Genomic DNA, 15,107 nt, shown 5'->3' with positions numbered 1-15,107 from the left:
ATCAGTCGCGGCGAGGCCCCGCCGCGAGGTCGCGGAGGTGGACCGGGACGTCGACGCTGCCGGCAGGACCGCCGTAGATCGCGTCGGCGAGCCGGGGCAGGTCGCCGCAGGCGGCGGGCCCGAGGTCGTGCTGCTCGCGGGGGTCGGCGAGCACGTCGTAGCAATGCCAGGCGGTGTCCCAGGCGCGGGATTCGAGCTTCATGTTGCCGCGCATCATCCCCCAGTTCTTGAACGCGCAGCCCCAGATCCCTGTGCAGTTCGTGAGCGCCAGCGCAGCCGGCCCCGGCGACGGCCGGAGCAGGCTGTGCCCGACCATCGCCGCCCGGTACGCCGCGAGCGCAGGCTCCTCCCACAGGCCCATCAGGTCGAGCAGCGTCGGCGCCACGTCCGTGTGGAAGACGGGCTCGTCCCGGGCCGCGCGCAGCCCGGCCTCCTCCGCGGCCGTCAGGGTGCCCGGCGGCGCGTCGATCCAGCCGGGCACCCGGATCTCCTCCTCGAGGATGGAGCCCGTGTGGCCGAGCTGGCCGTGCTCGCGGAACGCCTCGCCGTGGTCCGAGGTGAAGACGATCACCGTGCGCTCGCCGACCGGAGAGCTCCGGACGAAGCGGATGAGATCGGCGATCGCCGCGTCCTGCCGGTAGACCGCGTTCCTGTAGAAGTTGCGGTACGCCTCGTTGTCGTCCGGCGCCTTGCTCTCGAGGGCAGGCTGGAACGGCGCGTCCTCCGGGTCGACCAGGTAGGGGACGTGGGTGTTCCCGAAGTGGGCGACCGCGAGGAACGGCTCGCGCAGCGAGAGCACCTCGGACCGGACGTGCGCCGAGAGCAGCCGATCGTCGGCCCCGAGATCGATGTCGGCCAGCGGATCGAGCTCGGTCGCGCCGCACTGGTGCGAGACCGGCAGGTCCTGCACGTAGAGGCGCGAGTTGGCGAACATCATGTGGTGGCTCGTCCAGTAGGCGCTGTCGAAGCCGGCGGCGTCCGCGTAGTCGAAGACGAGCGGCGCCGTGTGGAGCTCCTCGCGCGTCGCGATCGGCTGGAGGCCGGACCAGAGCACCGCGAGCCCGATCGCCGTCGTCGAGGCGTTCGAGCGCATCTGCAGGAGCGGCAGCCGGCCGGGCGCCGCCGCGTCGATGCGCGGCGTGCCGGGGCACGCGGCGGCCCCTCCGCCGTCGTCGGCAGGCGCCGCGCCGTCGCCGGCGGGCGCCGAGCAGGTGGCGTCGGCGCGCACGCTCTCGGTCAGGATGAAGAGCACGTTGCGCCGCGGGCCGGGCTCCGGGGTCAGCCGCGGCAGCGCGGGCGGCGTGCGGAGCCCGGGGCGCACCTGCGCCGTGGTCTGGACGCCGGCGAGCTCCTTGAGGAGGCCGCCGATCGCGTGGAAGTAGATGACGTCGGGCGTGGACGCCTGCACCGTGCGGTAGGAGCACGGCAGCACGAACGCCGCCACCACGGCCGCCGGCGCGGCGAGGCGGGCGGCGCGGGCCCCCGCCGTGCGGCCGGGGCGCACGATCCGCCGGCCGAGCCAGACGAGCGCGATGGCGAGCACGAGCGGCGGGAGGACCGAGTGGAGGAAGTTCTCCCCGTCGGCCCGGAGCTGGCCGAAGAGGCTCGACGAGAGCGAGGTCCCGAAGAGCGTGGCGTCGAGGTTGAGGTACGTGGCGTACTGGCGGTGGAAGTAGAGCTGGCCGCCGAGCGAGAGCGTCGCGAGCGTCACGAAGAGCAGCGCCGCGATCCACCGCGACGCGCCCCGCCGCGACGAGGCCGCGAAGAGCAGGAGCCCCCAGAGCGCGGCGCTCTCGACCATCGCGCCGAGGTAGCTCGCGACGTGCTTGCCGCTCAGATCGAGCAGGCGATCTCCGCGGATGTGGAGGTCCGCGAGCACCACGAGGAGCAACGGGAGCGCGAGGAACAGGCGACCGTAGCGGCGCCGGACGCGGGCGAGCACGCGCAGCCGCGCGCGCGCCGCAGCGCGGTCCGGGCCGAGATCGCGGGCGAGACCGCGGGACGAGCGGCTGCCGGCGTCGGCGTCGGCCGCCCGGGGATCGTTCAACGCCTTGAAACGGAGCACGGGAAGGGGCGCGAGTGTAGCGAGGACGTGACGTATCTGGAACGTTTCTGAGGCGGGTCGGTAACTCGCCAACGACGCGATGGCCGGTCCGGCCGGCCGGAGGGGCCGCCCGAACGGAGGGGCGCCCGGGCGGAGAAAACCCTTCGACAGCCGCCCGAGGCGTGCCATGAGTGGCGTCCGACATGGCGGAGCAGCTCTTCCTGAACGGGTTGCGCGGCGCTCAACAGGCCCCAGGGGCCGGCGCGCCGCCGGACGAATCCTCCGCCGCAGCCGCCGCGCAGCCCGAGCCGCTGCCGTCCCCCGGCGCGCCGGCGCCCGAGCCGCCGCGCGAGACGGCGGCGAGGCTCAGCGCCGAGCTGGAGGCGGCGCTCGTGCGCGAGCTGATGGCGGCCTACCAGAGCCTCAACTACACGCATTTCCGGCGGAAGCTGCGCTCGGCGTCCATCGAGCTCTCCGACGCCGCGAGCCGGCTCGGGCGCTGGATCTCGGAGGCGCGCGCGATCGAGATCTCGCGGCCGCTCGTCCTGACGCAGCCGTGGGGCGTCGTGATCGAGGTGCTCAAGCACGAGATGGCGCACCAGTACGTGCACGAGGTGCTGGGCGTCACGGACGAGGCGGCGCACGGGCCGGCGTTCCGCGAGGTGTGCGAGCGCCTCGGCATCGACGCGATGGCGGCCGGGATGCCGTCGGTCGGGCCGTCGCCGGCGGAGCCCGGCGGGGCGCCGCGCGGCGACGCGAGCGCGGAGGGCGCGAGCGCGGACGCCCGGATCCTCGACCGCATCGCGCGGCTGCTCGCGCTCGCCGACAGCCCGAACGCGAACGAGGCGCAGGCGGCGATGAGCGCCGCGCAGCGGCTGATGCTGAAGTACAACCTCGACGTCGCGAAGGCGCGCGCCGCGCGGCTCTACGGCTTCCGCCACCTGGGCGCGCCGAGCGGGCGCGTGGGCGAGAGCGAGCGCATCGTCGGGGGCATCCTTGGAAAGCACTTCTTCGTCGAGGCGATCTGGGTGCCTGTCTACGCGCCGCTCGACGGCAAGCGGGGCAGCATCCTCGAGATCTGCGGGACGCCGGCGAACCTGGAGATGGCGGCCTACGTGCACGCGTTCCTGCACCACACGGCCGAGCAGCTGTGGAAAGAGCACAAGCGGACCCAGGGCGTGAAGGGCAACAAGGACCGGCGGACCTACCAGGCCGGCGTGATGCTCGGGTTCCTCGAGAAGCTGAACACGGAGCGGAAGGTGTCCGCCGAGCAGGGGCTCGTCTGGGTGAGGGACGCCGACCTGGACGGCTACTACCGGACGCGCCATCCGCACGTGCAGCACCTGCGTCACGCGGGCAACCAGCGGACGGCGGCGCACGCGCACGGGCGCGAGGCGGGACGGAAGATCGTGCTGCACCGCCCGATGCAGGCGGCGACCGGCGAGCGGGGCAGGCTGCTGCCGCCGGGCAAGAAGGGCTGAAGCCGCCGCGGCCCGGACGCCGGCAGCGCGCCGTCGTCCTGGCCGCCAGAGGACGCCCGGACGGACGGCGGACGACGGCGCGCTGCCGGCGTCCGGGCCGCGGTGCGCGCTCGACGGGCTCGTTGACGGGAATGGAGCGGTTCCGGCACGATGGCCCGGTGTGCGGGGTAACGTAGGAGAAGAACGAGATGCCGCTCCGGTTCACCATTGAAGAGCGATTCGATGCGTCGCCCGAGGACGTCTTCCGGCTCGCGACCGACATCGACTCCTTCGGCGACTGGATGCCCAACTTCGTGCGGGTGGAGAAGCTCACGGTCGGCATCGTCGGCGAGGGCGCGATGTGGCGTGAGACACGCAAGATGTTCGGCAAGGAGTCCACCGAGCTGTTCGAGGTCACGGCGGCTGATCCCGGCAAGAGCCTGGATCTCTTCGTCGACGGGCAGAAGGGGACGACGGGACGCGGGGAATACCGCTTTCGCTACGTCTTCGAGCCCCAGGGCGCCGGCACGCTGCTCCGGATGGATGGCGAGATCGCCGGGATGGGGTGGTTCATGGAGACGCTCGGGCGGCTGTTCATCGGCAGCTTCAAGAAGGCCGTGCACGGGGATCTCAAGGCGATGAAGACGCACCTGGAGCGGCGGCCGGCGAGCTAGCGCCGCCCGCCGGAAGTCCGGCCAGAGAGGGCCGGATTTCTGCGCTGCGTCGCGGCGGCTCCGCGCGGGCGCGGCGGGTGTGCTTCGGGGAGAGTGCCGAGCGCCCCCGCCCCGGGGAGGGTGGGCGTCGCCACCCGGACGACGCGGCGAGCGCCGCATCGCGCCGCGCACCGACTGGAATCACCTCTTTCTCGCATCAAACCCGCCCGTCTTAGTTGACCCGGTGCGCGGCGCCAGGCACCATTCCCGCGCGGCGCCAGGCCGGCCTGCATGGCTGGAAGCTCGACCCCGGCTCGCCCGCCTTCCCCTAACAAGCTGCTGAGGTGCTTTGATGCGCGTTCGTACGATTCTCTTCTTCTGCCTTGCGCCCTTCGCCATTGGCGTTCTCCCAGGTTGCGGCGGTGATGACGGCGGCCCCGAGGACCAGCCGTCCACGGGAGCGCTCGGCGAATGTCCGCCCGACTCCGCCGCGCAGCAGGCAGCGGGCCTCGAGGCGCTCCAGGTCAACTGCGTGGCCTGTCATGGGACGACGGTGTCGGGCCCGAGCCGCGGCGGCGCTCCCCCTGAGATCAACGTCGACGACCCCGCCAGCGTCAGCGCCGGGGCGGAGAAGATCCTCGATGCGATCGAGGCGGGCGGGACGGCGGAGGGAATGCCGGTCGGCGTGAGGCTCCCCGACGATACGATCGAGTCCATCCGGGTCTACCTCGCCTGCGACGCGGCACAGTAAGCCGCATTCCTGCCCGACACCGTTCACACCACGTCCAAACGCCAGTGCGCCATCTCACAAGATGGCGCGCCGGCGGCGGGGGCACGGACGCGGCGCCGGACTTCGCGCTCTTCATCGCCCCCACCACCGTCGACATCCCGTAGGAGGGGCTGACGTCCGTCGAGATCTCGATCCGTCGATTCAACGGCTTCGACGGGCCGATCGAGATCTCGTCAACGCACCTCCCGACGGGCTCCTGTACACGCCGCTCACGCTCCCGCCCGACGCCGCCTCCGGCGCCCGCTCCCCTCGATCGCTGTGCGACCGCGCGATCCGGGGTATGGTGCGGGCATGTTCAGGCTGGATGCCCGCTCCGGGGCCGCGCTCGCGCTGGCCTCCGCGCTCGCGCTGACCGCCGCGCTCGGCGCCTCCTGCGCCGGGGCGCCCCCCGCGCAGCGGGGGACGACGGCCTGCCCGCCGCTCTGCCCGCAGCAGGCGCCCCCGCCGCCCGCGGCGCCGCCGGGGCCCGTCGTCCCGGGCACGCCGGGCGAGGCCCCGGTGTTCGACCCCGAACGCCTCACCCTCGTGCTGGACGACCCGCGGCTCGCGCCGGTGCAGAAGCTCGTCGGGCAGGAGGCGTACGGAAGCGCGGTCGCCGCGTTGGTCCAGGCGCTCTCCGCGCCCCTGTCGCCCGGGGACGCAGCGGCGTTTCGCTACCAGCTCGGGCGGCTGCGCGCGCTCGCGGGCGACCCCCTGGGCGCCGCGAAGGAGTACGACGCGGCGGCGGCAGCCGGCGGACCGCTCGCCGACTACGCGCGGTTCGCGGCGGCCGATCTCCTCGCCAGGGCGGGACAGCCCGACGCGGCGATCGAGCGCGCGCGCGCCGTCGCCTCGGACGTCGCGATCGCCGACGAGATCGATCGCATCGTCGCCGGCGCGCTCGCCGAGAAGGGCGACATCGGGGGCGCGTCCGCGCGCTGGCAAGCGTACCTCGCCCGGAGCTGGCCAGCGTCGACGTGGGTGCCCGAGGCGCTCCGCTTCGCCCGCGCGCTGCTCCGCCATCCTGGACAGGACCGCGCCGAGGAGGCGATCCGGCTCGCCCGGCGCATCCTCGACCAGGCGCCGGGCGGCGCGGGCGCGGGGGAGGCGAAGGAGATCCTCGACCAGGCCCTGTCGACGCTGCCGTTCGCGCGGCGCAAGCCGCTCCTCGACCCGGGCCCCGCCGACCTGCTGGCCCGCGCGCGCGCCCTGCTCACCTCGCGCCAGGACAAGGAAGCGCTCGCCGTCACCGACGCGCTGATCGCCCTGCCCGAGGCGCAGGCCCCCTCGGCCTTCGCCTGCGACGCGTTCGCCGCGCGCGGCGAGGCGCTCGGGCGCCTCCGGCGGCGAGCCGAGGCCGCCGACATCTACGGCACGGCGATCGAGCGCTGCGGGCCGGCCGCGCCCGCCGCAGGGGCGAGCGTCCCCGCCGTGGCCGCAGGGGCAGGCGCCCCCGCGGTGGCCGCAGGGGCAGGCGCCCCCGCCGTGGCCGCAGGGGCAGGCGCGCCCGCCCCCAGGCGGCCCGAGACGCTCTACAACGCCGCGCGCGCGTCGTTCCGCGTCGATCGGCACGCCGAGTCGGCGGCGCGCTTCGCGCTGCTCGAGAAGGAGTACCCGGATCACCGGCTCGCGGACGACGCGCGCTACCTCGGGGCGCGCGCGCTGCTCGCGCTCGGCGACCAGGCGCAGTTCGTCCAGATGCTCACCGCCATGCCCGACGACTACCCGTCGGGCGACATGGTCGCCGACGGCCTGTTCGAGCTCGCGCTCTTCGAGATGGAGCGCGACAGCTGGGCGGGCGCGGTCAGGCCGCTCGAGCTCGGGCTCGCGCGGTTCCCCCACGAGCGCGCGTACCACGCCGCCGGCAGGTTCCCCTACTACCTCGCGCGCGCCCACATCGAGACGGGCTCGCCCGACAAGGGAAAGGCGCTGCTCGAGCAGGTGATCCGCGACTACCCGCTCTCGTTCTACATGGCGCTCTCCCACGCCCGGCTCGCCGACGTCGATGCCGCGGCCGCCCAGCGCGCCCTGTCCGCGGCCCTCGAGCGCGACGCGAGCGCGCCGTACACCGAGCTCAGGAGCGTCCAGTTCGCGCACCCCGCGTTCACCCGCGCGGTCGAGCTCGCGCGCCAGGGTGAGGCGAAGCTCGCGCGCCTCGAGCTCGACGCGCTCGGCGTCGGGAGCCGCACGGCGCCGCGCGAGGTGATGTGGGCCTCGGCGTTCCTGCTCGCGCGCGCGGGCGCGCTGCCGCAGTCGTACAGCATCCTGCGCACGGCGATGGCGGCGCCGGCGGCGGGCGACAGCCGCGTCGAGCTCGCGGGCGAGTGGGTCGATCACTACCCGGTCGGGCGCTGGCGCGGCGCCTGGGAGCTCGCTTACCCGCGCCCGTTCGCCGCCGTCGTCGCCGCGGAGACGAAGCGAAGCGCGATCCCCGAGGCCCTCGCCTATGCCATCATGCGCGAGGAGTCGGCCTTCGACCCGAGGGTGGCCTCGCACGCACAGGCGTACGGGCTGATGCAGCTCATCGTGCCGACCGCGAAGCGCATGGCCAAGCCGCTCGGGCTGCCGTCGAGCGTCGAGGCGCTGAAGCGGCCCGAGGTCAACGTCGCGCTCGGCTGCCGTTACCTGTCGGTGCTGCGCGGCCAGTTCTCGGACAACCCCCTGCTCGCGATCCCCGCCTACAACGCGGGCGGCGGCGCGCCGAAGCGGTGGATCGCCGAGCGCCCCTCGCAGAGCTTCGACCTGTGGGTCGAGCGCATCCCCTACGAGGAGACGCGGCTCTACACGAAGCGCGTGCTCGCGAGCTTCGCCGTCTACGAGCACCTCTACACCGGCGATCAGCCGAGCGAGGCCCTGCGGACGCCGCTGCCCGCGAGCCCGGCGGCGCGCTCGGCCGTGGCGAACGCCGCGCCCTGACGCGCGCCGGCGTCGATCGCGCGTCGGCGGCCTGCTCAGCCGCTCCGCGCCGAGGTTTCGGCGAGCGGGCAGCGCGGAAGCTTTGGTAGAGTCCGCGCGTGGTCGACCCCTCGAGCCCTTCCCATCAGCTCGTGGGCGCCGTGTTGAACGGGCGCTTCCGGCTCGTGCGTCTCCTCGGCGAGGGGGGCATGGGCGCCGTCTACGAGGCCGATGGGCTGCGCGGCGAGGGCAAGCGCGCGATCAAGGTGCTGCACCCCGAGTTCACGGAGGACGAGCAGGTCCTCCACCGCTTCTTCGCCGAGGCGGAGGCGACGAAGGGGTTCGTCCACCAGAACATCGCCTCGGTCTACGAGGCGGCCCGCTCCGAGGACGGCACGCCCTACCTCGTCATGGAGCTCCTGCAGGGCGTCCCGCTCGCCGCGTACATCGACACGGGCAACCCGATCCCGCCGCAGCAGGCCGTGCCGATCATCCACGAGGTGCTCCAGGCGCTCATGGCGGCGCACAGCCACAAGGTCGTCCACCGCGATCTGAAGCCGGAGAACCTGTTCCTCGTGCGGGACCCGCGCGGCGGCTTCCGCGTGAAGGTGCTCGACTTCGGCATCGCGAAGGTGATGGACGCGGCCGGCGGCATGGGCCTCAAGACGCGCGCCGGCACGCTCCTCGGGACCCCCGGCTACATGAGCCCCGAGCAGATCAGGAACGCGCAGGGCGTCGACGCGCGCACCGACCTCTGGAGCGTCGGCGTGATCTTCTACGAGATGCTCACGGCGACGCAGCCGTTCCCCGCCGAGAACGAGTTCGCGCGGCTCACCGCCGTGCTCGCCAAGGAGGTGCGCCCGCTCGAGCAGGTCGCGCCGCACCTCTTCGCCTGGGGCCTCTTCTTCCAGCGCGCCCTCTCCAAGGACCTGACCGGGCGCTTCCAGACCGCCGAGGAGATGGCGCAGACGCTGAGCGCCGTCGCGCACCGCACGGGCATCGCGACGCCCTGGTCCGAGCCGCAGGCGTCGCTCCCGCCGCCGCACCACCTGCCGTCGCTGCCGCCGCCCCCGCAGCTGCACACGCCGCAGTCGCAGCTGTACGCGCCGCAGCCGCAGCCGTACGCGCCGCAGGCGCAGCCGACGTCGCAGCTGTACGCGCCGCAGCCGGCGCCGAGCCTACCGCCGGTCGGGCCGAGGCCAGAGACGATACCGCCCCGGCACCTGACCACGCCGCCGCCCCAGAAGAACCCGTCGGTGGCGCCCACGGCGAGCTTCCCGGCGGCCCCCGGGCCGACCCACATCAGCGCGCAGCGGCCGACGGGCACGCCGACGCTCACGGGCGGCCACTACGACGTGCGGGTCGTCGAGGTCCCCCTCGCCACCGCGAGCGCGGCCCCGGGGGGCGCGGCGTGGTGGCTCGTGGGGGTCATCGGCCTCGTGTGCCTCGGCGTCGGCTTCGCGCTGGGCGTGCTGGTGAGCGGATGAGCGCCGGAGGCCGCCTCCGCGCCCTGCTCGCCGTCGCGTGCGCCGCCTTCGTCCTCGGCGCGCCGCGGCCCACGCGCGGCGACCCGCCCGGAGGCGGCGCGCGCGAGCCGCCCGTGCAGGTCGTCGACCTGCACGTCGACGTGCCCTGGCAGGTCCACTTCAAGGGGCGCGACCCCCGCCTCGACGAGGGCCACGCCCGCAGCGAGGCGCTCGTCGCCGGCAGCTATCTCGGCATCGTGCTGCCGATCTACCTGCCCGACCGGGTGCGGCCCGAGGGCCCGCGCATCGAGGACGCCAGCGCGGTCCTCGCGACGATCGAGGCGATCATCGCCGCGAGCCCGGTGCTCCTCCCGCTCGGCTCGGCGCGGGCCGAGCCGGGGAAGATCAGCACCTTCCTCTCGATCGAGGGGGCCGGCGCGTTCGCCGAGGACATCGCGCAGATCGACCGCTTCATCGCGCGCGGCGTGCGGCTCATCAGCCCGAACCACGCGAAGAACACGCGGCTCTCGTCGTCGGCGACCGGCGAGCGCGTGGCGTTCGGGCTGACGGAGCTCGGCAAGCGGTTCTGCGAGCGCGTCTACGCGCAGGGCGCGCTCATCGACGTCTCGCACATCTCGGACGCCGCGTTCGCGGATCTCGTCCCGATCGCGGCCGCGCACGGCGCGCCGATCGTCGCGACCCACTCGAACGCGCGCGCGGTGGCGAACCAGCCGCGCAACCTGACCGACGAGCAGCTGCGGCTCATCGGGCGGAGCGGCGGGGTCGCGGGGCTCAACTTCCACGCGACGTTCGTGAGCGGCGCGAACGAGGCGGACCTCGACGACGTGCTCGCGCAGCTCGACCACATGGTCCGCGTGGCCGGCGTCGATCACGTCGCGATCGGGTCGGATTTCGACGGCGGCATCGTCACGCCGAGGGGGCTCGGCGACGCGTCGGCGCTGCCGGCGCTCGCCGCGCGGCTCCGGCAGCGCGGGATGTCGCGCGAGGACGCGGTGAAGATCTTCTCGCAGAACGCGCTGCGCGTCCTCGGCTGGCGGCCGGCGGGCGGCTGGAGCGGGGGTCAGCCGCACGGGTAGCCGGCGCGCGGGACGAGCGCGACGCCTGCCTCGTCTCCGACCTTCGGCAGCTGTGGTAAGAGCACGCCGATGGCCGTTGCCCAGTCGTCAGTCCGGGGGCTGCTTGCCCTCGCGGTCGTCGCGTCGTCCGCCGGCCTGAGCTGCGCGGAGCTCGGTCACCTGGAGGGCGTGGGCGAAGCCGTCTGCCCCGAGCTGCGCGGGCCGGGCGACGTCCTCGGCGCCCAGTTCTCCGCCGACGCGCGGGCCAACGCCAAGGTGCGGACGTTCGTGCAAGCGGCCAAGGACATGGCCGCCGTGTCCGCGGCGATCGAGGCGCAGGTGGCCGACGCCTGCCGCCGGATCGGCGCGGACCTCGGGATCCCGCCCGCGCAGATGGCGCCGCGCGACGAGGCGGGGGGCCAGGCGAGCGGCGCCTGCGGCCCGGTCTCGGCGGCGATCGACGCCATCCTGCGCCAGGGCGCCGCGGTGCAGGTCGCGGTGACGCCGCCGATGTGCCAGGCGAACGCCCAGGCCGGGGCGCGCTGCAGCGGCGCGTGCGACGTGCAGCTCGATCCGGGGCAAATCGTGGCGCAGTGCGAGCCCGCGCGGCTCTCCGGCTATTGCCAGGGCCGCTGCACGGGGCAGTGCGACGGGCGCTGCACCGGGCAGTGCCGGGGGCAGTGCTCCGCCTACGACGCGCAGGGGCGCTGCGTGGGCCAGTGCCATGGCGAGTGCGACGGCGGCTGCGACGCCACGTGCCACGCGCGCTGCGAGGGCACCTGGCAGGCGCCGCAGTGCGCCGGGATGGTGCGCCCCCCGAGCGCCGACGCGGAGTGCGAGGCGAGCTGCCGCGCGCACGCCGACGTCCACGCCGCCTGCACGCCGGCGCTCGTCCAGGTGCGCGCGTCGCACGGCGCCGAGATGGCCGCGCGGCTCGCGGCGACGCTGCAGGTCAACCTGCCGGCGCTGCTGCACGCCGAGGTGGCCCTCGGGCGCCGGCTCCTCGGCGACGCCCAGACGGTGGTCCAGGTCGGCGCCGCGCTGCCGCGGATCGTGGGCGGCGCGGGCACACGCGCGCTCGCGTGCGTCGCCGGGGCGGCCGAGGCGTCGACGAGCGCGTCGGTGCGGATCCAGGTGAGCGTCCGCGCCAGCGCGAGCGTCACCGGGCGCGTCGGCGCGACGGGCGGGTAGCGGCGCGCGGTGGCAGGCGTGGTGTCCTCCGATGCCTCGCCTGGTATCGGCCGATGCCTCGCCTGGTATCGGCCGATGCCTCGCCTGGTACCGCCCGGTACCTCGCCTGGTACCGCCCGGTACCTTCCGGTACCTGGCCAGGCATCCCGGCCCCCGACCCCGGCCTGCATGGACATGGACGGCGCCGCGCCGGTCGGACTACCCTCCCGCTCCCCGCCGGGAGGATCCCATGACCGATCTCGACGACCGCTGTCTCGACACGTTCCCCGAGTGGCTGCGCAGCCTCGCCTCGGACGCGACCGACCTGGCCGGCCTGCTCGCCTCGCCGGACAGCCCGGAGCCCGCGCGCCGCTCGCTCGCGGCCGGCCTCAACTACCTCTTCAAGTCGCTCGATCTCATCCCGGACGGCATCGAGGATCTCGGCTTCCTCGACGACGCCTTCGTCCTGCGCGTCGCCGCGTCCTTCGCCGCGGCGGAGAGCCCGGAGCTGCGCGACCAGGTGCCGGCCCTCGCGCGGCTCGCGCGCGACGCGGAGCTCATCGCGGAGCTGCTCGGCGGCGACCACGCGCGGCTCAAGGGCTACGTGCGCTCGCTGGAGAGGGGCGCCGCGCGCGGCCGCACGGTCGACGACATCCTCGGCGACGAGCAGGTCCGCGCCTCGTTCATGCACGAGATCACCGGCTGGGCGTCGAGCTACACCGCACCGACGTTCAGCCGCGACGCGAAGAACTTGATCAAGCTGAAATCCTTCCTCTCCGCCAAGCTCCCGGCCTGACCGCGCGCTGCGGCGCGCCGCCCGCGCGCCGCTCGCCGCAGCGCGCCCACCCGCCGCGTAGTACATAAGGCCCATCCCCCCCGGAGGAACGCGTCCGATGTCAGCCGCTCCCTGCTTCTCCGCGCTGCTCGCCGCGCTGCTCGCCGCGGGCTGCGACGCCGATCGCCCGGCCTCGACGGCGCCGAGGCCCGCGCCCGCCGCCACCTCGGCCGCTCCCGCCGGCGCCGCGCCCGCGCCGCCGCCCGACGCGGACCGCTCCTACGCCTACCCCGCCGCCGACCGCGTGGTGGCCATCGGCGACGTCCACGGCGACCTCGCGGCCACGCGCGCGGCCCTGCGGCTCGCGGGCGCGATCGACGGCTCGGATCGCTGGAGCGGCGGCAAGCTCGTGCTCGTCCAGACGGGCGACGAGCTCGACCGCGGCGACGGCGAGCAGGAGATCGTCGACCTCTTCGATCGCCTCGCCGCCGAGGCGCGCGCGGCCGGCGGCGCCGTGTACGCGCTCAACGGCAACCACGAGGTCATGAACGTCCAGCTGGACTTCCGCTACGTCACCGAGGGCGGCTTCAAGGACTTCGAGGACGTGCCCGGGCTCGACGCCTCGTCCCCGCGCCTCACGCCGGTGCCGCCCCCCGCGCGCGCCCGCGCCGCCGCGTTCGTCCCCGGCGGTGTCTACGCCAAGAAGCTCGCGGCGCGCGACGTGATCATCACGGTCGGCGACACCGTCTTCGCGCACGGCGGTGTGCTCCCGTCGCACACGCGCTACGGCGTGGCGCGGATCAACCGCGAGGTGCGCGCGTGGATGGAGGGCAAGGGCCCGTCCACGCCGGGCGTGATCGCGGCCGAGGACAGCCCGGTGTGGGCGCGCCTCTACTCGACCGATCCGCCGCCGACGCCGGGGTCGAGCCCCTGCGCGGCGCTCGACAAGGTCCTGGCGGCGATGTCCGCGAAGCGCATGGTCGTGGGCCACACGGTCCAGAGGAACGGCATCACCTCGGCCTGCGGCGACAAGGTCTGGCGGATCGACGTCGGCATGGCCACGCACTACGGCGGAAAGCCGGCGGCGCTGGAGATCGTCGGCGACACCGTGCGGCCCTTGACGGGCGATGCGACCAGCGCGAGCCGCGAGAAAAAGTAAGCGCCCTCGTGAGAAAATATCAGAGCCGTTTGCAAAACGATCTCGCACTGCAGCTGCAGCGAGCGCAGCCGGAAACGAGGCAGGCGCGAGAGGCGTGAGAGACGTGAGAGACGGATGAGACGCAAACAGCGCGGACAGCGCTAACAACACAGCGGCGCCCGTCTGCTCCATTGACGGGCCCCGCGCGGACCGGATAACGTCGATGGCAAACTGGGGCTCTTCGAGCCCCAGGGGAAGGGAATCAGATGCCTGAGCTTCCGCTCGCGCTGATCCACGAGGCGGATCGGAGCAACGGGGAGGCCCCCCTGGCGCCCGGCGAGCAGCGCCTCTCCCTTCTGGTTCCTCGTGTCGCACCCGCGCTGCTGCGCCGGTGCGGGCAGCCCGAGCGCTCTGCAGCGCGGCCCGACGCGGGGAGCGGCTGATGGACGACGACGAGCTGCTGCGCGCCTTGACGCGCATCGCGCAGCAGGGTCCGCCGGGCGATCCGAGCCGGCGGAGGCTCGCCGAGGAGGCCCGCCCGGAGGACGCGCGGAGCGCTCCGCGGGAGGCCGGCGACGCCGCGGCGTCCTCCGCGAGCGCAGGACGGGAGGAGCGCGAGGCGCGGCTGCCCCTCGACGACGAGACCCGCGCGCGGCTCGCCGACCAGCTGGTCGCCCAGCTCCGGGATGCGCCCGGCGAAGCGCCCGCGCCGCCGTCGCTGGCGCGGCCGCTGGTCGACCGGAAGTCCGGGGTCCGCTTCCGGAGCCCCCATGAGTGGGACTGCGAGGCGGAGGAGGCGGGCGACGTCGCCGACGCGCCGCTGCTGGGCGCCGACGCCGACTCGCTCAGCGGGACGAGCTCGCCGTCGACCACGGATGCGCCCGTCTGTCGCGCGCTCGGCGGCGAATCGGTGCCGCCCGGGGCCTCGGAGCCGCCCCGCGAGGCGCGCCCGAGCGGGGCCCCGGGGCAGCCGACCCAGCGCGCGCCGGGCGGGATGGACGCCGGCGCCCTGGCGCCGCGCCCGGGCCCGGTGGGCCCCGAGCTGGTCGTCGAGCGGCGGAGCGCTCCGCGGGCGCGCGCGCGGGTGCGCACGGCCGTGGGCGTGGCCGGGTGGGTCGTGTCGGCGGCGCTCGTGTCGCTGCTCGCGCTGCGGCCTGCGCCGTTCGCGCCGGGCGCTGCCCCGCTCCCCGACTACACGATCGCGACGACCCTCGGCGGCGGCCCGCAGCAGCGCGATCGTGAGCCGGGCGCCCCGCCCCACGTCGGCAGGGGCGCCCGGCTCACGATCGCGCTGTCGCCGGGCGCGCGCGTGCACGCGCCGGTCGCCGTGAGGGCGTTCCTTTTGCAGGGCGGGAACACGCGCCCGTGGCCCGTGGAGATCGAGCTCGACGGCGGCGGCGGCGCGCGCGTCTCGGGCACGCGCGAGGCGCTCTTCAGGGACGTCGCGGCGGGCCCGTGCGAGGTCGTCTTCGTGCTCGGCCAGCCCGGCTCGCCGTCCATCGACGCCGAGGCGCTGCCCGCCGAGGGCGCCGTCCAGCTCGCGGGCGGCCGGCTCCTCCGGCAGCGATTGTTCCTTGACTGATCGCCACCTGGACTAAGGAGAAAGGCTGTCCTTCAACGGTGGGCGGCGCGCGCCTCGCTCGCGGGCCGGCGGCGCGCGG

12 protein-coding genes are annotated in these 15,107 nt (G+C 74.7%); 11 read left to right on the top strand and 1 reads right to left on the bottom strand.

Annotation, left to right across the window (positions count from 1 at the left end; genetic code table 11):
* Nucleotide 1: 1 nt before the first annotated feature.
* On the bottom strand, nt 2-2,065 hold the full coding sequence (locus tag WMF17_RS05725; protein WP_437648572.1) for a sulfatase-like hydrolase/transferase: 2,064 nt from the start codon (nt 2,063-2,065) through the stop codon (nt 2-4).
* Nucleotides 2,066-2,235: 170 nt separating this feature from the next.
* Between WMF17_RS05725 and WMF17_RS05720 the strand changes: the two genes are divergently transcribed.
* From WMF17_RS05720 to WMF17_RS05670, 11 genes are all read left to right on the top strand, one after another.
* Nucleotides 2,236-3,525, top strand: coding sequence for a SprT-like domain-containing protein (locus WMF17_RS05720; protein WP_437648570.1), 1,290 nt, complete (start codon nt 2,236-2,238; stop codon nt 3,523-3,525).
* A 188-nt stretch (nt 3,526-3,713) separates the two neighbouring features.
* Nucleotides 3,714-4,178: an SRPBCC family protein gene (locus WMF17_RS05715; RefSeq protein WP_437600929.1), complete on the top strand. Its 465-nt coding sequence runs from the start codon at nt 3,714-3,716 to the stop codon at nt 4,176-4,178.
* Between the two features lie 331 nt (nt 4,179-4,509).
* Entirely contained in the window at nt 4,510-4,908 is a 399-nt protein-coding gene (locus WMF17_RS05710) for a c-type cytochrome (protein ID WP_437600928.1), read from the top strand.
* Nucleotides 4,909-5,238: 330 nt separating this feature from the next.
* Entirely contained in the window at nt 5,239-7,842 is a 2,604-nt protein-coding gene (locus WMF17_RS05705; protein ID WP_437600927.1) for a transglycosylase SLT domain-containing protein, read from the top strand.
* A gap of 98 nt (nt 7,843-7,940) precedes the next feature.
* Nucleotides 7,941-9,308, top strand: coding sequence for a protein kinase domain-containing protein (locus WMF17_RS05700; protein WP_437600926.1), 1,368 nt, complete (start codon nt 7,941-7,943; stop codon nt 9,306-9,308).
* Nucleotides 9,305-10,384 (top strand): dipeptidase, encoded by a 1,080-nt coding sequence (locus tag WMF17_RS05695; protein ID WP_437600924.1) that lies wholly within the window; start codon nt 9,305-9,307, stop codon nt 10,382-10,384. The genes WMF17_RS05700 and WMF17_RS05695 overlap by 4 nt, the downstream gene beginning before the upstream one ends.
* A 69-nt stretch (nt 10,385-10,453) precedes the next feature.
* Complete coding sequence (locus WMF17_RS05690; RefSeq protein WP_437600922.1) at nt 10,454-11,554, top strand: hypothetical protein; 1,101 nt, start codon at nt 10,454-10,456, stop codon at nt 11,552-11,554.
* A gap of 229 nt (nt 11,555-11,783) precedes the next feature.
* A complete protein-coding gene (locus tag WMF17_RS05685) occupies nt 11,784-12,329 on the top strand; it encodes a DUF1232 domain-containing protein (protein ID WP_437600921.1) in 546 nt (181 codons plus the stop codon).
* Between the two features lie 97 nt (nt 12,330-12,426).
* On the top strand, nt 12,427-13,467 hold the full coding sequence (locus WMF17_RS05680) for a metallophosphoesterase (protein WP_437600920.1): 1,041 nt from the start codon (nt 12,427-12,429) through the stop codon (nt 13,465-13,467).
* Between the two features lie 245 nt (nt 13,468-13,712).
* Nucleotides 13,713-13,889, top strand: coding sequence for a hypothetical protein (locus WMF17_RS05675; RefSeq protein WP_437600919.1), 177 nt, complete (start codon nt 13,713-13,715; stop codon nt 13,887-13,889).
* Nucleotides 13,889-15,028, top strand: a complete 1,140-nt coding sequence (locus WMF17_RS05670; protein WP_437600918.1) for a hypothetical protein — start codon at nt 13,889-13,891, stop codon at nt 15,026-15,028. The genes WMF17_RS05675 and WMF17_RS05670 overlap by 1 nt, the downstream gene beginning before the upstream one ends.
* Nucleotides 15,029-15,107: the final 79 nt, after the last annotated feature.

This window comes from Sorangium sp. So ce362, assembly GCF_051519845.1.
Classification (GTDB): Bacteria; Myxococcota_A; Polyangia; order Polyangiales; family Polyangiaceae; genus Sorangium.
This window is presented reverse-complemented; position numbering and strand designations above follow the sequence as displayed.